Genomic DNA, 21,150 nt, shown 5'->3' on the forward strand with positions numbered 1-21,150 from the left:
TTATGTTGTTAATTTGTATAGCGTATCTAGTGCTTTGAATTTATTGGGACATCGTGTAGGACAATGGTTATGTAAAGTGTTTCTGGAGTGGTAATTTTCCCACTTCTCCAAAGTTGTTGCATCGATGTCTATTAGGTGGTCTGTCGCCAAATCGTACTGAAGTTTTAAGTATGTTCTTCTGACAGAAGAATATTCCTGGGACTCCACAAGGCTTACGTTCCAGTATTTCACAAGTTCTTTCTTTCTGATAAGACGCGACATCGCAATTTCAAAATAAATCCAAGGGGATTCAGTGTGATTAATGGTTGCATTGGGTGTAATTGAGTTGGGGGTGTTCTGGAAAAACAAACACTCTGTGTTATCTATCATTTGAGTGAGGGCTACAGAGAAAATCACGTACACATGGCTCGTTGAGTAATTTCTTTTATTATAGTTATATGAATTTCTGTTAATGTTGTGACAATAGGTGTTGTCTATTCGTTTTAGGAGTTTGTTAGAGTAGCCCCATATACATGACTCTATGAATGCAGTTAACCCAAAAGTTATTTTCAACCATCCAGCAAGGGCAATAGCAAGCTTATTGTCTTTATGAGAGTGTGATATGAAGAAATCAGCCTCAATTTGCGGAAACCAGTTTGCTTGCATCTTACTTCCATCAATTGAACCGTTTGGTAAAAGAAAAGGACTTATTTTTTCTTCTACCATCGACCTTTGTCCTGAGAGGAATTCGTAACCTGTTTGATATAAGGTCTTAAAATTATCTGTAACAGAGTCGTCTGCTCCTAGTTCAAGGCTGAATTCTATATGCATTTTAGTCAATTTTGTTGCAAAGTTAGTCATTCTTAACGTAAAAGAAGAATTAAAGTGACAGGAATTTTTGCATTCTGTGTTGGAATGTGCAACTTTGTCATTATGCCGAAATAATGAGGTAGACCTCATTATTTGGGAGCTGTTGTTGGCTCCTTATTTTGTAGTATAGTTGCTTTAAGGATGATGGCTATGCATAATGAAATCATTTCCTGCATTCTATTGTTCCTTTCCTCCTTGTTGTTCTTTCTCTGCCATCCCCGTCTCTTCCTTCTATCTTGGCACAAAGTTTGCATATCATGCAAACGTATAACGATTATAACGAACTTAACACATTATTATATATATAACATGCAGAAAGGAAACATTGGGGTAACAACAGAGAACATCTTCCCCGTGATAAAAAAGTTTCTCTATTCAGACCACGAGATTTTTCTTCGCGAGCTGGTTTCTAACGCCGTAGACGCTACCCAGAAGTTGAAGACGCTGGCAGAGCGCGGCGACTTTAAAGGCGAACAAGGCGACTTAACCGTGCGCGTGAGCCTGGATGCCGACAAAGGTACGCTAACCATCAGCGACCGTGGTGTGGGAATGACCGCCGACGAGATTGACAGATACATCAACCAAATCGCTTTTTCGGGCGTAACCGACTTCCTCGACAAGTACAAAGACAACGCCAACGCCATTATCGGGCACTTCGGTCTGGGTTTCTACTCGGCCTTTATGGTGAGCAAGAAGGTGGAAATAGTAACGCGCAGCTACCAAGAAGGTGCGCAAGCTGTGAAGTGGAGTTGCGATGGGTCGCCCGCTTACGAAATAGAAGAGGTGCAGAAAGACGACCGCGGCACCGACATCGTGCTGTATATCGACGACGATTGCAAAGAGTTTTTGGAGAAAACGCGCATACAACAGCTGCTCAATAAGTATTGCAAGTTCTTGCCCATCCCCATCGCCTTCGGCAAAAAGACCGAATGGAAGGATGGAAAACAAGTGGACACGGAAGAAGACAACATCGTTAACGATGTGGAACCACTGTGGACAAAGACCCCCAGCACGCTAAAAGACGAAGACTACAAGGCGTTTTACCGCACGCTCTATCCCATGCAGGATGAGCCCTTGTTCTGGATTCACCTCAATGTAGACTATCCGTTCAACCTCACGGGCGTGCTTTACTTCCCCCGAATACACAGCAACATCGAGTTGCAGCGCAACAAAGTGATGCTGTATTGCAACCAAGTGTTCGTAACCGACCAAGTAGAAGGCATCGTTCCCGACTTCCTTACGCTCTTGCACGGCGTTATCGACTCGCCCGACATCCCCCTAAACGTGAGCCGTAGCTATCTGCAAAGCGATGGCGACGTGAAGAAAATATCGACCTACATCACCAAAAAGGTGGCAGACCGCCTGCAAAGTCTCTTTAAAGAAGACCGCAAGGGCTTTGAAGAGAAGTGGGACAGCCTGAAACTTTTCATCAACTATGGCATGCTTTCGCAAGAAGATTTCTACGAACGAGCCAAAGATTTCGCCCTGTTGAAGGATGTAGACGGCAAGTATTTCACCTACGACGAGTATCGAACGCTTATTAAGGACAACCAAACCAACAAAGACGGACAATTGGTTTGCCTGTACACCAACAACAAAGAAGAACAATACTCGTACGTCGAGGCCGCTCGTGCCAAGGGTTATAGCGTGTTGTTGCTCGAAGGCGAACTAGATGTCCCCGTGGCGTCGATGTTGGAACAGAAGTTGGAAAAGTGCCACTTCGTGCGCGTAGACAGCGACATTGTGGAGCGACTGATACAAAAAGACGACGCCCCGAAGAGCAATATAGACGAGGCCGACCGCGAAAACCTTTCGCAAGTGTTCCGCTCGCAGATGCCGCTCATCGACAAGGCTGAGTTCAATGCCGAGGTAGAGGCTATGGGCGAAACGGCACAACCCATATTGATCACCCAAAGCGAGTACATGCGCCGCATGAAGGATATGAGCCGTTTGCAGGCTGGTATGGCTTTCTATGCGCAAATGCCCGATGCTTATAGCGTGGTGTTGAACAGCGACCATGCCTTGATAAAACGCGTGTTGGAGGCTTGCAAGCAAGCTACGGCCGACACATTGCAGCCCGTTGAGGCCGAAATTAAAGGCTTGGAGGCTCGCTTGGCCGCACTGCGCCAGCAACAATCGGCCAAGAAACCCGAAGAGATTACCGAGGAAGAACGTGCCGAGGTGAGCAAAACCGAAAAGGAAATTGCCGACCAACGTGCACGGAAACAAGCCACATTGGCCGACTTTGGTAAGGGTAACGACATCGTTCACCAGCTCATCGACCTAGCTTTGTTGCAAAACGGACTGCTGAAAGGCGCCGCTCTCGATGCCTTTTTAAAACGTTCGGTGGCATTGATAAAATAAGTTTTTGGTGTAGCGAAGGGGCTATAAACGCCCCTTCGCACCCCGAAATAAGGCGTAAAATCGCCCAAAACAATACTTTTTTGATAAAAAGTTAACGAAACATTTGGTGGAAAGAAAAAAACTCCATACCTTTGCACTCGCAATTCGGAACAAGGTTCCGTAGCTCAACTGAATAGAGCATCTGACTACGGATCAGAAGGTTGTGGGTTTGAATCCCGCCGGAATCACAAGAATTGAGGCTGACACACCATCGGTGTGTCGGCCTTTTTTGTGGCCATTGCTTACCCGTTGCTGTGTAAGCCGTTGAGAATAAGCAAGTTTTGAACCAAACAAAAACGCCCTTCCAATCGTAAAAAATGGTAAATATATTTTCTTATCACATAAAAAACTCGTATATTTGCACTCCGTATCCGAATAGGGAGAAATATGTGAAACCATAAAATAACAAAAACAAGAAATGACAAAGGCAGATATTATCAACGAGATTGCCATACAGACCGGTATTCAGAAGAAAGACGTCTCTGTAGTGGTTGAAAGCTTTATGGAGACCATTAAAGGCAGTTTGTTGGACAAGAAAGACAATGTTTACCTTCGTGGTTTCGGCAGCTTTATCATCAAGCACCGCGCTGCCAAAACGGCACGCAACATCGCCAAGAACACCACCATCACCATTGCCGCACACGACTTGCCGTGCTTTAAGCCCGCCAAGAGCTTTGTTGAAAGCATGCGTGGCGAACAATAAAAGGTTGCGACAATAACATATACATTATAAATAACAATTAAAAATTACAGCTATGCCAAGCGGAAAGAAAAGAAAAGGCCACAAGATGGCTACTCACAAGCGTAAAAAGAGACTGAGAAAGAATAGGCACAAGAGCAAGTAACCGCACTTGCAAAGAGCTTATTCGCCATTGAAGGGCATGTCCGTAAATCCGTGGAGGACGTCTGGGCCGCCCTTTTAGGCACGGTTCTTTTGGGCGAGTTCTATAAAATGGCCATTGGTGCACTTTTATAGAACGCGCCTATAAGTTTCTTAACAAGGGTGGTTGGCTTTCCTCGTGGGCTTTGCCATGCAGTGGCGGCCCTCATGCCTGCAAACACCATGCAAACAAAGCCCGGCAAATGCCGTACACCCCGAACCGCGCAGGTTGGTGCAGCGATGCACCATGCGCAAAAACTTATCGAACATGCCTAACAAACATTTAGGACGAAACTAAGGAGCTAATAAGAAGATGACTAGCGAAGTAGTAATTGACGTTCAACAGAAAGAAATCTCGATAGCCCTGCTAGAAGACAAAAAGCTAGTGGAATATCAGAGCGAACCACGAGAGGTGTCGTTTTCTGTTGGCAATGTCTACATGGCAAAGGTAAAGAAACTGATGCCTGGGCTAAACGCCTGTTTTGTAGACGTAGGATTTGAACGCGACGCTTTTCTTCATTATCTCGACTTAGGAAGTCAATTCGACTCATACGCCAAGTACCTTAAACAGGTGCAGAGCGACAGGAAAAAGCTTTATCCCTTTGCAAAAGCATCAAGGCTACCCGACCTGAAAAAGGATGGTAGCGTGCAAACAACCCTCACTTCGGGACAAGAGGTGCTCGTGCAAATCGTTAAAGAACCCATATCTACCAAAGGGCCGAGGTTAACGTGCGAATTGTCGTTCGCCGGTCGTTATCTCATTCTCATTCCCTTTAACGATAAAGTTTCTGTCTCTTCTAAAATCAAAAGCGGCGAAGAACGGGCGCGACTAAAACAGCTCATCCACAGCATTAAACCCAAAAACTGCGGCGTCATTGTGCGCACCGTGGCCGAAGGCAAACGGGTGGCAGAACTAGACGCCGAGCTTAAAACCCTTACCAAATACTGGGAAGAGGCCATCGAAAAGGTGCAGAAAACACAAAAGAGGCCACAACTGGTGTTCGAGGAAACGAGTAGGGCTGTAGCATTGCTGCGCGACTTGTTCAACCCAACCTACGAGAATATCTACGTAAACGATGAAGACGTTTTCAAAGAAGTAAGGCACTATGTCTCTATGATTGCCCCAGACAAGGTAGACATCGTGAAACTCTACTCTGGCAAGGTGCCAATCTTTGATAACTTCAACATCACCAAGCAGATTAAGTCGAGCTTTGGGAAAGCCGTCAACTACAAACATGGCGCATATCTCATCATCGAGCATACCGAGGCGCTACACGTGGTGGACGTAAACAGCGGAAACCGCACGCGTTCGGAAAAGGGACAAGAGGCAAACGCACTTGAAGTGAACCTCGGTGCCGCCGACGAATTGGCCCGACAGCTGCGACTGCGAGACATGGGAGGTATCATCGTGGTGGACTTCATCGACATGAACCTCGCAGAAGACAGACAGATGCTCTACGAAAGGATGTGCAAGAACATGCAGAAAGACCGCGCACGCCACAACATCCTGCCATTAAGTAAGTTTGGACTGATGCAGATTACAAGGCAACGCGTGCGCCCGGCAATGGATGTAAGTGTAGACGAAACCTGCCCTACCTGCTTTGGAAAGGGAAAAATAAAGTCGAGCATCCTGTTTACAGACCAGCTGGAAGGTAAGATAGACCGACTGGTTAACAAAATTGGCGTAAAGAAATTCTATTTGCACGTGCATCCATACGTTGCCGCTTTTATCAATCAGGGGGTATTCTCCTTAAAAAGACGTTGGCAATTGAAGTACGGATTTGGCTTGCACATCGTCTCTTCGCAGAAGTTGGCTTTTTTGCAATACGAGTTTTACGATGCAAAGAAGCAGTTTATCGACATGAAGGAAGAGATCGAAACAAAGTAGCGTTTCAAACGGCAACGGCCATGAACGAAAGCCATTGACTTTCGGCATGCCAAGGCCACGAATTAGACTTGCGAGAAAAAGAAAAGTAGACTATTAAAGAAGGGGGAAAGGCCTGTGTGGCTTTTCTCCTTTTTTGTTGATTACAAGTCAGTAGGCTAGTCATCAATAAGTAGGCTAATCATGCGTGTCTATATTTTCTTCATTATTTTTTATCTTCTAGTGGTTATTCATTATAATTAAAATCAATCACTCCTACATATTCTGGCCAAAGGTGGTCGGCTGTTTCTGGGCCAACCCATTTTTTAAACATCGGCACACGGAAATGAACAATGTCGCCTTCGTTCATCTTTTCGCCGAAGTCTCTATCATAAAAACCGATAGAGCTACCCACAGGTACTCCTTTTCTGGATGTAGAACTTGTAATTAGAATAATGTTATAACGCTCATGGTTGTTGCTCTTGATAAGTGACAGTATTTTCCCCTCATACTTTATGTTTTCAAGATTCACTTCGGTGTTACATGATGTACCCAAAGCTAAGGGGAAAAAGAAAAGCATAAGCCATAAAAGTATTTTATGTTTCATATTGTTTTGAATTGTTTTTTTAGGATGGGTTCAATTGTTTTACCAGTGTTAAGCATCAGAACTATCCTTGGACGAATAATAATAGGGCTTTCCCCCTCACTCTTGTAGATGTTCGAGGCGTAATCCTCGCCCTGCAATATATTGCTTTTGGTTGTTACAATATTATTGTTTGGATGCAACTCTAGAAACGATTGTAATCAATAATAGGAATGTAATAATGAATAATCGTTTCATAATCGTTATTATTTGGCGTTGTTAGTTATCATAAAATTCTACTATTCCGATAAACATTGGCCATCGGAGATCTTCTGTCTTAGGCCATTGCCATTCTTTGAAATCTATCACATGGAAATGAACAATGTCCCCCTCGCTCATCTGTTTGTCGTATCCCGTGCCAACGAAACCGAGAGTTACCCCTACCGGTACCCCTTTGCTAGAAGACGATTTTGTAACTCTAACGATGTTGTAAGGCCAGTTTTTGCCTTCTCTAATGAGCACGAGTACTTCTCCTTCGTACCTTATGCTTTTAAGATCCACCTCCGTGTTGCAGGCCGTACCCAAAGCTAAAGGGAAAAAGAAAAGCATGAGCCATAAAAGTATTTTATGTTTCATCTTGTTTTGAATTAATTATTTGTTACGTAACAAGGATTAATAAACGTTGCCGACAAACAATGGCTTGCCGGTGTTAATAGGTGTAGGGTGGCGTATCGGTATTCATAGGCGTTGTATTGTTAGTTGGCAAGTTTACGAGTAAACAAGTTGACAAGTTTACGAGTAAAGAAGTTGACAAGGCCAGCTGTTAGTTGACGAGCTTACGAATAAGCAAGTTTACAAGGTGGCCTGTATGGCTCCGCATTAACTCGCGACTAAACGAGAACGTGCGAACGAAACTTGCGTTTATGCCGTAAAGTTAGGTAAAAAAGTTCTAATTTGCAATATTTTGTTGTCGAAAAATTGAATGTGAGATTAAATTCACTGATAGAATCTGTTTTTACTTTTGTTATTTCTATAAATTGAGAGAGGGGTATTGTCATTGCGCTGTAAGGCCAGGACAAACCACCCTGCTCGTGGCGAAGAACCTTATCCAGGCTCTGTATTTTTGAAAATCTGGTTTCTTTGTCTGTGGCAAAATGTGGTTGTGCCTTGAAGATGGAATGAACTCATTAACTTGTCAACTCGTAAACTCACGAACCGACACTCTCGTCAACTCGTCAACTTGTCAAATTTTACGTGTGAATTTTAACATTATGAGTGCCTGTTTTTCTCACCAGTTGTTTGTTCGACCGCAAAAAATCGATTCTCGCGCAGGTTTGTTTTGATGCAAATTGGGGGTTGTTGTAAATGCGACCATAATGAATATTTATTTAATAGCACCGCCATCTACACCAAATTTTGGGCTATTAGCAGCAAAATGTAGTGCATTTTGGTGCTAAACGCACTGCAATTTGCCGCTAAACGCAGTGCGTTTTGGTGCTAAATGCCCTGCGTTTTGCTGCTAAATGCAAGGCAAAATGGTGCTAAATGCAGTGCTAAATGCAGAAGAATGCGAGACGAAAAGCATGAATATACACTGCAATGGTATAAATAAAATCATTAAGAGCCATTAAAAACATGGCTGAAAAGGGCAAAATGTCTACCGACAAGTGGGTTTTTAGGGGTAAAATGGGTGTATTTGGGCTTGAAATAAATCGGACTTCCAACCAAACTAGAAAGGTAAAATGGTGCAAAATACAGGTTTTGTTCTTAAAAATAGACAGGGTGAGGGACATGAAAGGTTGAAAATGGTAGAAATTTACCTACTTTTTAGCCAGTATTTTCGCTAGAACGGCGTGAAATTTAGAAGCGAACCGTAAAATAAAAGTAAAGAAATTAAGATTTTGAGTTAATGAGTTTATAAGTTTTTGAGTTTATAAGTTTTTGGGTTAATGAGTTGGTAAGGTTTTGAGTTAATAATGTTTTGAGTTAATGGGTTCAAAAGCTTTTGAGTTGTGTAAGGCAATTTTTAAAGTAGGCCTTAATTTATATGTATGTAAGGTAATGAGTTGTTGAAACTGACGTAAAGTGGAGCATAACGAGCTGCTTAATGGTTGATAGGGCTTTGCAGCTTTCTTTTTCCTTTCCATTCTGTTGCAGTTGTGAAATATATTTACTAGCTTTGTTGCAGCATAACAGTCAACGCAGGAAAACCCTTCGCCCCTTTATGTTGGCATCCCAGCGTAAGAAAGCCTGTTGCAAACAACTAAGCGTACGTCTAAACAAAACGATTTGAGCATGAAAAAGACCATACTTGTCGCCATATTGGGTGTTTTACTCCTAACAAGCAGCCAGAAACATCCTGCCAAAAACACAAGCGTGAATAAACAAAAGATGGCATTGGCCCTCAATGCACAATACCATTTGGGCATATCTCCCGATTTGGTGTTGCCTTTTGATTCGGCAGGAATGGACTCGCTGCTTAGTGGCTACAAAGCGTTTTTTGATGTAACGCCAAGCGACTCGGCAGGAGAAGAAGAGGAAGAAGAGGGAGAAGACGAGATATGTGTTGACGAAAAAATGGTGGATATCTACATACCATACGCCTTTAACGACTTGGTGAAACACGGCTTTAAGCCCATATCTAACCAACAATTTGAACAGCGATTGGCAGAATTGGGTATAGACTCGATGCAAAGAAAGAACCTGCCCTACGTTTTCGACCACCAGCATTACTTTACTATTCCTAGCTGCGTGCGGGGGTGGTCGGACAGGACAGAAAGCGAGAGGAAGTCTTTAAACGATGAAAACTACGTTAAGTTTAGTTGCATGAACGATTTCTTTATTAAGGGCTACAACTTTATTTCGTCTCCTCCGATGGACATAGAGAGTGTTCGGCAAATACACGGGAAGATGTGTTTTAGGTTGGGTAACGGCATCATACATATTAATCGTTTCTTGTTTAACAACGACAAGGAAAGTTTCCTGTGGTTGTGTAAGTATGCCCCGTTATGGCTGAAAGACCTCTTCGTAACATACGGATACGACAAGAATGAACTGATTAACAGGCAGATGTTAAAGCGAATGATGCAGGAATTGAAGAGCGACATGTGGGAGTCGGACTTACGAGAAACAAGATTGGGATTTATGTATAACACCTTTGCGCGCAAAATCTATACGCAAAAACCATACGTAGCCATACGCGAAGGGTTGTTTAAGACGCTTTTGCAACTTCCTACGAGCGATAAAAACAGCCTATGGATGGATGTGCTCGACTTTTATGGCGAAACCTTGCTGAAAAAAGACCTCTCGGATTGTGCCTATTGGTTTTCGCAGTTCACAAAAAACGAACGCTATATGATTGCGGCGTACACCGCATACTACCTTATTAAGCTTAGGGAAAAGTACAACCGCAAAGGCGCTCCCTTTTATGATGATGCACTGCGCAACGACAACCGTTTCAGACAATATTTAGAAAAGCAGCATTACTTCAACCTGCCTGGCTTTAATAAGATGAGCGAGAACATTCTCAACTACAACAAAGCTGTTGGGCAATAACGCTGTTCGTGGCCATCAGCGTGCGCCTTTCATTCATAGATAGGTTGTGTTTAAATGGCTGGCACGGATGGGATAAAAGCGGAAAGAGCGGGGTGGAGTGGGGGAATGCAAGGCCCATTTAACCCCGATATTGCCCTGAAACAACACTGCCTATGGCGGGCAGTTGGGCCTTAGTGGCAAATAAAGTAGTAAAACATAAAAACAAACGTGCAATGAAAATATTTGTTATTCTAGCCCTTACGCTATTTGTCTGCACACGTGGGAGTGCGCAGGCGGATAGTACTTATCACCAAGGGGCACTGGATTTGGTGCAGTACCTTGACGTTAGGGACTTTGAGGTGAGCCAAAATTGTTTGGGTGATTATGAGTTTCAGGCCGGAGATAGGTCGGTAAGGCAATATAAAATGCAAGATTCTGACGGGAAATTTGTTGGTTATATTGAGACGAGTAACGAACTTCGCACGCCGTACAGCTACTATTACAATTACGACACAAAGGGAAGACTGCGCTACTTGTCCGTGTCTTTCGATGGGTTGAGTATAGGTAATTCGTATCGCTACGACTCGTTAGGGCGTATAACGGAAATAATAGATCACAGCAAACCTTATAAGTTTAAGCTGAACGACCTCATTGAGAAGATGAGTAGCGAGTATGGATGCGACCTGCTGAATAAGAAAAGGCTTGTTTGGGTGCATCGCTCTGAGGGCGAGAGAGACCTAAAAAAGCCGTGGTACTCGGTGTTTTACCTAGAACATGTACGCTCGCACCATGGTGACAAATACCTGATAGACGGCACAACAGGCGAGACATTGTATGTGCTAAAACATGAGGAGTGGAATGAATGTGGAAGTGGTGATATGAGGGATTTCTATGCTATGGCGAAAGGATTGCCCACAACAATAGAAGGGAAGTACCTCTATGAACTGAATAAGAAAAAGCAAGCCCAAAAGAAAAAAGGCGCAAAGAAAAAGAGAAAAAACACCAGACACTAGCTGCCAAATTGAGGCGACTGTGGAAAAACTGTTGGTAAATGGTGCGCGCATGCGCTGGCTTGGACGGTGATGGGATGTGTGCAAAAAGCTTTTCATCCAAGCATTTAGAGCATGCGTTAAAGTATAAAGTAAATCGACCATTAACTTTTCTGCTTACCCTTATTGGCAAGTAGAGGTGCTAATGGCCGATTGAAGTTGGCTTTAACTACCGAAGTAGTAGGGTTATGTGTTCTCCGCTCTCCCTTGAAAAGAGAGATTGGCCTAACTGTTTACACCATCTCCACAAACAGGCGGTGTATGGAAAGGTCGTCGTTCAGTTCGGGATGGAAGGCAGTTACCAGTTGTTTACCCTGTCTGGCCGCAACGATGTGGCCGTCAACCTCGGCCAACACCTCCACATCCTTGCCCACGTTGGTGATGTAGGGCGCGCGGATAAAGGTCATTGGCACGGCATGGCTGATGCCTTTCACGTTGCTTTTGACAAAGAAACTGCCCAGCTGACGGCCGTATGCGTTGCGGCAAACGGTGGTGTCCATCGTTGATATGCGTTGCAAAACGTCGCCCACCACGTGCTTGGCCAATAAGATAAGGCCAGCGCAAGTGCCAAAAACGGGCAGTCCGTCTTCTATGGCTTGCCTTATGGGGGCGAGTAAGTTCAGCTCGTTTAACAGTTTGAGCATCGTGGTGCTTTCTCCGCCAGGTATGATAAGCGCGTCTTTGGGTTGTTCCCAATCGGCGGCTTGCCTCACTTCGAAACTCTCCACGCCGAGTTGCGCAAGCATCTTGCTATGCTCGATGAATGCGCCTTGCAGTGCAAGAATGGCAATTCGCATATCCTTATTGCCCTCTCTCTGCCATCAGCAGTGCTATCTCTTGCTCGTTGATGCCAACCATAGCCTCGCCCAAATCCTCAGACAGTTCGGCCAGCATCTTGGCATCGTTGAAGTTTGTTACGGCTTTCACGATGGCGGCAGCACGTTTGGCGGGGTCGCCCGACTTGAATATGCCCGAACCAACGAACACGCCCTCGGCTCCTAGCTGCATCATCAAGGCTGCATCGGCAGGCGTAGCCACGCCACCGGCGGCGAAGTTAACAACAGGAAGTTTGCCGTTTTCGTGTACGTAACGCACTAGTTCGTAGGGGGCTTGCATGGCTTTGGCGGCCTCGTACAGTTCGTCTTCGCTCATCGAGGTTAGTCTGCGTATCTCGCTTTGCATCATACGCAAGTGGCGTACGGCCTGAATAACGTCGCCCGTTCCGGGTTCGCCCTTTGTACGAATCATCGTTGCACCCTCGGCAATGCGGCGAAGGGCCTCGTTAAGGTTCTTTGCTCCACAAACGAAAGGAACATCGAACTTGTTTTTGTCGATATGGTAGACATCGTCGGCAGGCGAAAGCACTTCGCTCTCGTCGATGTAGTCAATCTCAATGGCTTGCAGAATTTGTGCCTCGGCAAAGTGTCCGATGCGGCATTTGGCCATTACGGGGATAGAAACGGCCTCTTGGATGCCCTTAATCATCTTGGGGTCGCTCATACGCGAAACGCCACCAGCTGCGCGGATGTCGGCAGGGATGCGTTCCAATGCCATAACGGCGCATGCACCGGCAGCCTCGGCAATGCGTGCTTGCTCGGGGGTTGTAACGTCCATGATAACACCGCCTTTAAGCATTTGTGCCAAGTTGCGGTTCAGTTCTTGTCTGTTCTCTTTCATTTTTGTTGTTTGTTTAAAAGTATTTCTTTTCTGAACTCGCTAGGAGCGAGCCCGTTAATGTTCTTAAAGAATTTGGCCAGATGGGCTTGCGAACGAAACCCATAGGCGTAGGCAATCTCTTGAATGGTTTTCGGGGTGAAGGCCAACTGCTGCTCTATCTCGTGCGTGAGATATTCGTCGATGATGGCCTTGGGCGCTTTCCCCGTTATGCGGCGCGTAACCTGAGCTAGGTATCGTGCGCTAACGTTCAGTTTGTCGGCATAAAATTTCACGTCGCTGTTGGTGCGATGGTGTTGGGTTATCTCGTGGGTGAACTCGTTAAACAGTTCTCCACTCCGCCCAATGATGCCCGTATGTTGGGGTTGCAGCTGCGCAATGTAGTTGCGTGCGTTTACTACGGCCTCGAAAATGGCATTGCCGCCGTTTACGAATGTGGCGATGGCGGCCGACAAGCTGCCGCTAAGTCCGTGGCGAGTGCCTACTTCTCCCTCGCCGAACAACGAGGGTAAGAAGGTGGGGTCGCTGCTTTCGCCGTTGCGAACACGTCGGTAAGACTTTGCGTAGCCATGTGGCTGCCCTGCAACAGCACCGACTGGCAACCCTCGGCAAGCAGACTTTTCACCGCTTGGTTTAGGTCGGCTGCCGTGTTAATCGCAGTTTGTGTGAGCCGTTCGGCATCGGCGCGTTTCATCAACACTAGCGAACAGAGGGGCAATAGGCTGCGTCGAACCTCGTGGACAACCTCTTGCGCCATGAGCATCTCGTTTTGCGACGACACGATAACGGGGTCGTAGATAACGTGTCGGGGCTTGTGTTGCCTTAGCAGTTGGGCTATTTGTGCCACGGTGTCGGCCCTTCTTATCATGCCCACTTTCACAACGGCGGGCTGCATGTCGTTGACAATGGCCTCTATTTGCCCTTTAATGGTTTCGGCAGGCAGGTCGTAGAACTCTTGAATGCCCAACGTGTTTTGGGCGGTTATGGATGTGATGGCCGAAAGGGCACGCCCGCCAAGGGCAGAAATCGTTTTGATGTCTGCCTGTATGCCAGCCCCGCCAGTGCCGTCGGAGCCGTTGATGGTGAGTATCGGTGTGACCTGCTGTTCCAATGTTTGGTTTGCCGTCTGTTCCTTTCTGCGTTTATTGTCTGTTGTTCTCGGTTTGCAAAGTAAACAAAAAAATGGGAACTACCGAAATATAGTTCCCTTTTTTATAACAATTGTGTCGAAATGTATAAGCACAAGCGGATGTAGAAGTAGTGAAAAGGTGAAAAGGTGAAAAGGTGAAAGGGTGAAAGGGTGAAAGGGTGAAAGGGTGAAAAGGTGAAAAGGTGAAAAGGTGAAAGGGTGAAAAGGTGAAAGAGTGAAAAGGTGAAAGAGTGAAAAGGTGAAAAAATGGCTTCGCCTATCAACTAGTCAACTTGTTAACTTGCCAACTAATGAACTTGTTAACTAGTCAACTTATTAACTCGTCAACTCTTCAACTGGTTAACTTGTCCACTCGCCTTCTCGTCCACTCCGTCAATCCATTCATTCTTCATTGCACTCTAATCCCCAATTTTCAACTTCACCACACGCTGATTAAATCGGCGGTAGAAGTAGGGGATGTGGTAAAGCATGCGGAAGATAAAGGGGAAACGACCGTGGTCGTAGTCGCTCATATAGTATTCTTTGTCTAGATGTAGGCGGTTGCTCCAAGTTTCCATGTCCTTGGTGTTAAGCACCGACCACTTAAATTCCACTTCTTTATCCATTTTCTTCAACGAGTCGTGTACCTTTGATTTGCCAACAAGCGAAAAAGCCAGCATGTCGAAGAGTACAACGGCATTGTCTAGACGTTGGGCGATGGTGCTGAAAAAGCTCTGCACCTCTTTGGGGTCGAAGTACATCATTACGCCTTCGATGATAACGAGCGCGGGTTTGCCCGTGGCTTTCACCTTGTCGCACCACGAATAATCGAAGAGCGACTGAGCTAGGAAGGTATTCTCGTCCGACTCTTGCAGCAGCTTTCGCCTTAGTTCGATGGCTTCGGGCAGGTCAAGGTCGTACCAATGTCCCACCTTGGGTTTGCCAAGTCGTTCGTATCGGGCGTCAATTCCAGCCCCCAGTTGTATCACCACTGCATCGGGATTGTCTTTCAAGAAAGCCTTTGCCTCCATGTCTATGAGTCCGGCTCGCACGCAACAGCCCGATTGCGAGAACGATGCCTTTTTGAGTTTCGAGAAGTCGTAGTCAATCTTGCCCATCATTTCAACGGCCTTTTCGTCTTTAATCAGTGCGTCGGCGCGTTCAGTTTCGGTTGCTTTGGCCCAAAGTGTGATGAGCATTGTTTCGGGTACGTTGGCCAGTTTACTTTCAATTTTATCGTTCATTGTGCATAGTTTTATGGCGCAAGTCTTCTTTTCCTCTCGGCTTGTGCGGTTCTTTTATCTTGCAAATTTAGGGAATTTTGCGGTTGTTGGCAATCGCCAAAAATGGTGATTTGTAAAAAAGAAAGTGGCACTATGGGCTTGGGCTTATACCCATAAATGTGTAAGAGAAAGGGTAGGGGTATGGATGTGCGGTGTAGATGGACAGAAGGGGGCGGCGTAAAGAGTAGAATTGACGATTTTATAGTGGGATAAAGGGCGGCCAAATAGATTCTGCGACTTGGTAAACCTTTGGTTTGCGTACCCTAAAAGGCATTGCTCTTTTACTGGTACACCAACATAGCAGCCAGCAAAGAAGTTAATCTTTGCTGACTGTCAAAAGCTAAATTGTCGGGGTATTGGTAATGACCAATGCGTTAACCCTGCATTGCATCAAGAAAGCTGCTTGCTTTTCGGGCTCTGCGTTCAAACAATTCTCTTTCCATTATGCCTGTTCTTATTCTGGCAATCTTACTATGCCGTCAGACTCTACGATGCACTTTGTGTTTAAAAGCATTTCTAAGCCTTCTTTTAGAGCTTGGTCTACTTTTGCACCACGGCGGGCAAAGCCTAACTTTTTTGCAACAAGAAGCGTTAGTGCATCGGTCTTGATAGATAGCTGCTCTTGCACAGTGAGTGCTATTGCATTCATTATTTCAATTAGGGGAATTTCGGTTATGTCTCGTCCGTGAGCCTGCCTATAACCGCTGAAAGCATCTGCGTGCGCCTTGTCGGTCCACAATATGGTAGAATTACCTAGGGTTTGAACAAACATTTGCCTGTCTGCAATATCCTTAACCGAGGCCAACAGTGTAGGGGTGACTCTTGTGCTATCCCTATGCGCGCACATACATCTGCATAAATACATCAGTGTCATAGGCTGCTCGCATGAAAGAATCTTCGTTGCAAGTACCTCGTCGCTCATGGAACCAGTGTTCTCCAGACCATTATATACCTGATAGTCTTGCTCATTGCTTTCTATTTCCTCCACCTCTTCTTTTGTAACGTCGAAAGTGGCATTGCCAACTGGTGTTTCTATTGGCTTTGACTTTTGTTGTAGAGCTTTTTCGATACGCGCGATAACACGTTCGGGATTGTTAATCCAATCTACGCTCCATACGCGCATTATTTTCCAACCAAGCATATTCAATACCGTTGGCTGAACAATCTCGCGGTCTCTTGTGGTTTGGGTATTGTGGTAAACCTCACCATCAAGTAGAATACCCATAGAATAATTGCCGCTATCAGCAGAATCTGCAATGGCCACGTCGACTTTAAAGTTAGAACGTCCTACGTTGGTGTTTACATTGTGGCCGCGAGCCCTGAGCGCATTGGCTATTTGCTCAGAGATTACGCGGTCTGAACTGTCCTTGTGGGCATTGGCTGCCTGAATTAGTATCTGTTGCTCGGCATATTCCAAGAAATGTTTCAAACCCTCCACTCCGCGAGCCTTGGTTCGTTTCAAATCAATGTGCGATGCCTTCAAAGACGAATATACAATCATTTCTCTTCTAGCACGACTTACTGCTACATTCAGTCGTTTTTCTCCTCCATTGTTGTTCAAGGGTCCGAAGTTCATAGACACCTTGCCGTCTTTATCTGGACCATAGCCGATAGAGAACAAGATGATGTCGCGTTCGTCACCCTGTACGTTTTCGAGGTTCTTTATAAATATAGGCTCGTACAACTCGTCGGCAGCCTCTCTTAGTTTCTGGTCCTTGTCAAGCTTTTCGGTCAGTAAGTCCTCAATTAGGTTTTGTTGTACCTGACTGAATGCAATTACGCCAATGCTGTACTTGGCATGATCGATGCTTTGCAACCTCTTGACGATGTCGGCCACAATGGTTTCTGCCTCCTTCTTGTTCGAACGGCGTCCACCCTTGTCGTATACGCCATCCACATAGCAATACTTTACCTTTGTAGTCTGGTCGTCAATAGACGGGAATGTAATCAGTTCGCCATCGTAGTACTCATTATTGGAGAAGGCAATTAGCGATTCGTGTTTTGAACGGTAGTGCCAGTTCAATTGTAGCGAAGGTATTCCCAGGCTGTGGCAGTCGTCGAGAATACTATCAAGGTCGTCTATGTCGGCCTCTTCTTCGCCAACACTCGTTGATGAGAAGAAACTTGTTGGCGGCATCTGCTTGGGGTCGCCCACTACGATTACAGACTTGCCGCGCGCAATGGCACCTACTGCCTCGCTTGTAGGCATCTGTGACGCTTCATCGAAGATAACAAGGTCGAACTTGCTTTGTGACAAATCCAAAAACTGCGCCACAGACATCGGGCTCATAAGCATACATGGGCAAAGCCTTGGCAACAGTGTGTTAATGTTATCAAACAAATCGCGAAGAGATATGCCTCTGCCGCCGTTGGCTATGTTCCTGTTGAGAAAACCAATTGGGCTACTATTGTCGATGCTGTCTGTTACATGTGGTACATTCGCAGCCAATTTGGCATAAAGTTCCTTCTGACTCAGTATTTGGAATTCTTCTGTCAGTTGTTGGTAGCGCGAAATGGTTTCGTCGAATATTGCACCTTCAAAGGTTCTCAAAACCTGTGACGATGCAATTTTATCACAAGCAAGACTTCGGAAGATCCTTTTAAAGAAAGCATCTTTCAACGTTTCCGCAGGAATTGTTTCTGATTCAATATGGCGTGCTACCACACCAAGACCTTCCTTTTCAAGTTCCTTCTTATACGCACACCACTGAAACCAGTCTCGTGCCTTGTCTGTATGTCTAAGCCAGTTGTCAAGACTTGAACCATAACCCTTCAAATCCTCATTACTTGGAAGTCTGTCGTCTTCGAAGTTAACGGCAAAGAGCGTACGAACAACATCCTGTATTGTTACTATTTCTGCATGCAACTGCTGATAATTAAGCAAATTAGAGAGAAGTGCATCAACCTCTTGTTCAATAATCAAACTATTAAACTGCTTTAACTTGGCAATGAAACCCCTCTTAGCAAAGAAACGAGGTAAGAACCATTTAGCCTTGATGCCTCTCCACTCATTATATAATGCCGTCCCATCTTGGGATAATATGCCGTCGTTGCAGTCTCTGAGTATGTCTGCCTTTATATCCGCAGCTTTCGCAAGCATCTCTCTGTTCTCCTCTGCCTTGCGCAGTATTTCGGATGCCGACTTGATACGCGAAGGCAAACGTCCAACATCAGCCAAGTCGTCCTCCACAACATTAAGTCCAAGTAGTGGATGCTTTGATGGCGCGCCTGTAATACTAAGTATTGCCTGATACTTCTGACTGAGCAGATGTGAGTAGCTGTCCATCTTTTCAATTCGGAACTTCCGTTTAAGTTCTTCATCGTTCGCATCAACATCAAGCTCTGGAGTATTAATGGATTCATACCTGATGATGCAGTCAAACAGCGACATGCCTTCCGCTCCCTTTATGTCATGCAGGGCCTCTATATACTCAATCAGTTTGCACCTCTGCTCATAAAGTTCGTCAGCAATGCGTGCATATTCCTCTGGCCGTATGATGTGAGCGGCATCCAAAGCCTTCTTCAGCTGTTCGAGAACATGGCGCTTGGTGATTTTGTTTGAGTGCATTTCAAGGCAGAATGGACCAAGATTTATCTTCTCCAAACGTTTTTGTACCACACTCAGGGCTGCCATCTTCTCAGCAACAAACAACACACGCTTGCCTTGGAACAAGGCATTGGCTATAAGATTCGTAATGGTTTGCGACTTACCCGTTCCAGGAGGGCCGTAAAGGATATACGAGTTTCCTTGTCCGGCCTCCATTACAGCGGCCATTTGCGAAGAGTCTATCGGAACAGGCAATGCCAAATCAGATGGTTTTACTTCTTTATCCTTGCCTTTCAAGTCCGACATCACTTGGGTTGGAGTAAACGTAAGTTTCTGTTCCACAAGACTACGCACCACATTGTTATCCAACAATTCTTGTCTGTGGTTATGAATGTCGTTCCACATGAGGAACTTACTGAACGAGAATACGCCCAAAATACATTCTTCTTCTACGTCCCAACGCTTTTTGTTTTTCAGCACCTCGCGTATGATGGCGAAGATTTTCTTCACATCCACACCATGATCATCCTTTGGCAGCGGATTAAGTCCAGGAATAGTCATGTCGAAGTTCTGCCGTAAGAACTCTGTCAAAGTGATATTCAGAGCAATTTCTTCATCACGTGTACGGATATAGTAGTCGCCCTTCTTATACACCATTTCCACAGGCAACATCAATATTGGCGCATAACGCGGTTTCTCGCTGATGTCTGTTTCAAACCATCTAAGCGTACCTATTGCAAGATACAACGCATTTGCGCCAGTTTCCTCAACGGCGTTCCTCGATGCGCGATAGATATTCTTCAACGTGTAGCGTGTCTCGGCCTCTGTCTGATACGAGTGTAGCGTACGGTGTTTTATGTCGTTCGTTATCAGCTCGTGTAGTTCGGGCAATAATTTAGAACGCACAAGACGTTCGTCGCCAATGATGTTAAAACCAACATTAGGCTTGCAAGAAATAAGGTATTCTTCTCCATCTTGCAGATAGTCTTCAACGAGGTCGACGTCAAACGAGATAAACTGAATTGCCTTCTGGCGCAGATAAAGGTTAAGCATGGAGTTACGCAACGAGAAATCCAAGAGCTTACGTTCCCAAATGTCCATCTTCGTTACCTCACGTTTGCTGTCCATCAGCATCGTCAGGTCAAAACGAGAATGTTCCTTAACATTCAGTATGCATTCGTCATGGCTCACACCTTCTGCCGGCACTTCCCATACACCATTGTTCATCGTGCGTTGGGGTAGCGGACGTACTTGCTCCAGACGACAACGCTTAATGTCGATGAACATTTCAAAGATGCCCGTGTTGGCCAGATGCTTTGTAGCTATGCTTTGGGCATCTTCAAAAGTAGTTGACTCGGCTGTTACCTGTGTACATTCAAGCACAAGCATCTCATCAATACCTTCCGCACATTTCTTTTCGATATACGAGGCATCATCGTAAACGCTATACTGGCAGCAGTCGTCAACCAACCAAACGGCAAGGTAGGCATGTCCTTCTTGCAGAACGATACCGCTGTTTATGCCCAAACCTTCAAGCACGCTTGCAAAAAGCAGAGTAAGCTCTATGCAGTTTCCTAGTTTAGAGGAAAGTACTTGGTCGGGTAGGGTAATGCGTTGTCCAACCACCTCGTACGATGCAGGTACCGAACGATACACAATGCCCTCGGCATGGAGTGCGCCATACACGGCTGCCACCTGCTTTCGCACCTCATTTGTGTTACCTGTTTGGTATGCGGTAAATGCAGAAGACCCCGACATTTCTTTCAGCTTGCCCGCTGCCTTAGCTACAACGTTGTTTATCGCGGGATGATTAGGCGTAACAAACGAGGCAAGGCATTGGGGCAGAATACTGGTTCCCAACCATTGGTCGTACGGCATAATATCTATGTCGTAGCTATGGGTAAACAATATCTTCTTTGTTTCGGACAGTGCATCCGAATACACATTGACGGTGAATGTGGATGCAGTCTTTTCTGTTACCGCTGCAACTTGTGCGGCTATTGGAGACAAGTTCATACCCTGTAAGCGCATCGACTTGCCTGCTTTAAGTGAGTCGATGACACTTGAACGGAAGTCCTGGAAGAACTCACCAGAACATTCTATTACAATATCCCTTAAATCACTCGTTTCGTTATTACTGATTTCAACAGACTGACATATAGCTATTCTGTTGTTGATAAGGGAATAATTGATAGAAGGTAGATATTCGATATTGACAGTTACCATAGCGATATGAAAATATGGTGGGTTTTATTCTTATGTTGATATTACATTATGTATGTGGTTTACGAACTTTCTAAGGCTCATGAGCTTATAGCCAAATGTTATGTGTCTATTGCATGGCCCTCATTAGAA

Annotated in this window: 14 protein-coding genes and 1 tRNA gene; 6 read left to right on the forward strand and 9 right to left on the reverse strand. The window is 45.3% G+C overall.

Features of this window, described 5'->3' with window-relative positions; all coding sequences use genetic code 11:
- Complete coding sequence (locus BN93_RS02840) at nucleotides 1–810, reverse strand: hypothetical protein (protein WP_019186846.1); 810 nt, start codon at nucleotides 808–810, stop codon at nucleotides 1–3.
- A 348-nt stretch (nucleotides 811–1,158) separates the two neighbouring features.
- Here BN93_RS02840 and htpG point away from each other — a divergent pair, with 348 nt between their 5' ends.
- From htpG to BN93_RS02860, 4 genes are all read left to right on the forward strand, one after another.
- The gene (gene htpG, locus BN93_RS02845) at nucleotides 1,159–3,213 is read left to right on the forward strand and encodes a molecular chaperone HtpG (protein WP_019186848.1); all 2,055 of its coding nucleotides are present in this window, start codon (nucleotides 1,159–1,161) and stop codon (nucleotides 3,211–3,213) included.
- Nucleotides 3,214–3,366: 153 nt separating this feature from the next.
- Nucleotides 3,367–3,440, forward strand: a tRNA-Arg gene (locus BN93_RS02850).
- 230 nt (nucleotides 3,441–3,670) lie between these two features.
- Nucleotides 3,671–3,955 (forward strand): HU family DNA-binding protein, encoded by a 285-nt coding sequence (locus tag BN93_RS02855; protein ID WP_009230287.1) that lies wholly within the window; start codon nucleotides 3,671–3,673, stop codon nucleotides 3,953–3,955.
- A 490-nt stretch (nucleotides 3,956–4,445) separates the two neighbouring features.
- Entirely contained in the window at nucleotides 4,446–6,020 is a 1,575-nt protein-coding gene (locus BN93_RS02860; protein WP_019186851.1) for an Rne/Rng family ribonuclease, read from the forward strand.
- A 223-nt stretch (nucleotides 6,021–6,243) separates the two neighbouring features.
- On the opposite strand, the gene BN93_RS02865 is transcribed toward BN93_RS02860, so the two are convergent.
- Together BN93_RS02865 and BN93_RS02870 are read right to left on the reverse strand one after the other, a co-directional pair.
- On the reverse strand, nucleotides 6,244–6,603 hold the full coding sequence (locus BN93_RS02865) for a hypothetical protein (protein WP_019186852.1): 360 nt from the start codon (nucleotides 6,601–6,603) through the stop codon (nucleotides 6,244–6,246).
- A gap of 255 nt (nucleotides 6,604–6,858) precedes the next feature.
- Entirely contained in the window at nucleotides 6,859–7,215 is a 357-nt protein-coding gene (locus BN93_RS02870) for a hypothetical protein (RefSeq protein WP_019186854.1), read from the reverse strand.
- Between the two features lie 1,659 nt (nucleotides 7,216–8,874).
- Here BN93_RS02870 and BN93_RS02875 point away from each other — a divergent pair.
- Both BN93_RS02875 and BN93_RS02880 read left to right on the forward strand, forming a co-directional pair.
- On the forward strand, nucleotides 8,875–10,134 hold the full coding sequence (locus tag BN93_RS02875) for a hypothetical protein (protein ID WP_044259758.1): 1,260 nt from the start codon (nucleotides 8,875–8,877) through the stop codon (nucleotides 10,132–10,134).
- A gap of 212 nt (nucleotides 10,135–10,346) precedes the next feature.
- Nucleotides 10,347–11,126, forward strand: a complete 780-nt coding sequence (locus BN93_RS02880; RefSeq protein ID WP_232211088.1) for a hypothetical protein — start codon at nucleotides 10,347–10,349, stop codon at nucleotides 11,124–11,126.
- Between the two features lie 269 nt (nucleotides 11,127–11,395).
- On the opposite strand, the gene pdxT is transcribed toward BN93_RS02880, so the two are convergent.
- The 6 genes from pdxT to BN93_RS02905 all read right to left on the reverse strand — a co-directional run bounded on the left by pdxT (nucleotide 11,396) and on the right by BN93_RS02905 (nucleotide 21,021).
- Entirely contained in the window at nucleotides 11,396–11,959 is a 564-nt protein-coding gene (gene pdxT, locus BN93_RS02885; RefSeq protein ID WP_019186858.1) for a pyridoxal 5'-phosphate synthase glutaminase subunit PdxT, read from the reverse strand.
- A 4-nt stretch (nucleotides 11,960–11,963) separates the two neighbouring features.
- Nucleotides 11,964–12,839: a pyridoxal 5'-phosphate synthase lyase subunit PdxS gene (pdxS, locus tag BN93_RS02890; protein WP_009230280.1), complete on the reverse strand. Its 876-nt coding sequence runs from the start codon at nucleotides 12,837–12,839 to the stop codon at nucleotides 11,964–11,966.
- Nucleotides 12,836–13,339 carry a helix-turn-helix domain-containing protein gene (locus BN93_RS18990; protein ID WP_316928605.1) on the reverse strand — a complete coding sequence of 168 codons (504 nt, stop codon included), beginning with the start codon at nucleotides 13,337–13,339 and terminating at the stop codon, nucleotides 12,836–12,838. Before BN93_RS18990 ends, pdxS begins: the two co-directional genes overlap by 4 nt.
- Nucleotides 13,318–13,947: a bifunctional hydroxymethylpyrimidine kinase/phosphomethylpyrimidine kinase gene (gene thiD, locus BN93_RS18995; RefSeq protein WP_316928606.1), complete on the reverse strand. Its 630-nt coding sequence runs from the start codon at nucleotides 13,945–13,947 to the stop codon at nucleotides 13,318–13,320. Before thiD ends, BN93_RS18990 begins: the two co-directional genes overlap by 22 nt.
- Before the next feature lie 437 nt (nucleotides 13,948–14,384).
- On the reverse strand, nucleotides 14,385–15,209 hold the full coding sequence (locus tag BN93_RS02900) for a class I SAM-dependent methyltransferase (protein ID WP_019186859.1): 825 nt from the start codon (nucleotides 15,207–15,209) through the stop codon (nucleotides 14,385–14,387).
- A gap of 493 nt (nucleotides 15,210–15,702) precedes the next feature.
- Nucleotides 15,703–21,021, reverse strand: a complete 5,319-nt coding sequence (locus BN93_RS02905) for a DUF4011 domain-containing protein (RefSeq protein ID WP_044259649.1) — start codon at nucleotides 21,019–21,021, stop codon at nucleotides 15,703–15,705.
- Nucleotides 21,022–21,150: the final 129 nt, after the last annotated feature.

This window comes from Prevotella conceptionensis 9403948 (assembly GCF_000312305.1).
In the GTDB taxonomy this organism is placed as follows: domain Bacteria; phylum Bacteroidota; class Bacteroidia; order Bacteroidales; family Bacteroidaceae; genus Prevotella; species Prevotella conceptionensis.

Coding starts and splice junctions, on each gene's coding strand:
- pdxS (WP_009230280.1), bottom strand. CDS start 12,839: ATGAAAGAGAACAGACAAGAACTGAACCGCAACTTGGCACAAATGCTT.
- BN93_RS02865 (WP_019186852.1), bottom strand. CDS start 6,603: ATGAAACATAAAATACTTTTATGGCTTATGCTTTTCTTTTTCCCCTTA.
- BN93_RS02870 (WP_019186854.1), bottom strand. CDS start 7,215: ATGAAACATAAAATACTTTTATGGCTCATGCTTTTCTTTTTCCCTTTA.
- BN93_RS02875 (WP_044259758.1), top strand. CDS start 8,875: ATGAAAAAGACCATACTTGTCGCCATATTGGGTGTTTTACTCCTAACA.
- htpG (WP_019186848.1), top strand. CDS start 1,159: ATGCAGAAAGGAAACATTGGGGTAACAACAGAGAACATCTTCCCCGTG.
- BN93_RS02840 (WP_019186846.1), bottom strand. CDS start 810: ATGCATATAGAATTCAGCCTTGAACTAGGAGCAGACGACTCTGTTACA.
- pdxT (WP_019186858.1), bottom strand. CDS start 11,959: ATGCGAATTGCCATTCTTGCACTGCAAGGCGCATTCATCGAGCATAGC.
- BN93_RS02880 (WP_232211088.1), top strand. CDS start 10,347: ATGAAAATATTTGTTATTCTAGCCCTTACGCTATTTGTCTGCACACGT.
- BN93_RS02900 (WP_019186859.1), bottom strand. CDS start 15,209: ATGAACGATAAAATTGAAAGTAAACTGGCCAACGTACCCGAAACAATG.
- BN93_RS02855 (WP_009230287.1), top strand. CDS start 3,671: ATGACAAAGGCAGATATTATCAACGAGATTGCCATACAGACCGGTATT.
- BN93_RS02905 (WP_044259649.1), bottom strand. CDS start 21,021: ATGGTAACTGTCAATATCGAATATCTACCTTCTATCAATTATTCCCTT.
- BN93_RS02860 (WP_019186851.1), top strand. CDS start 4,446: ATGACTAGCGAAGTAGTAATTGACGTTCAACAGAAAGAAATCTCGATA.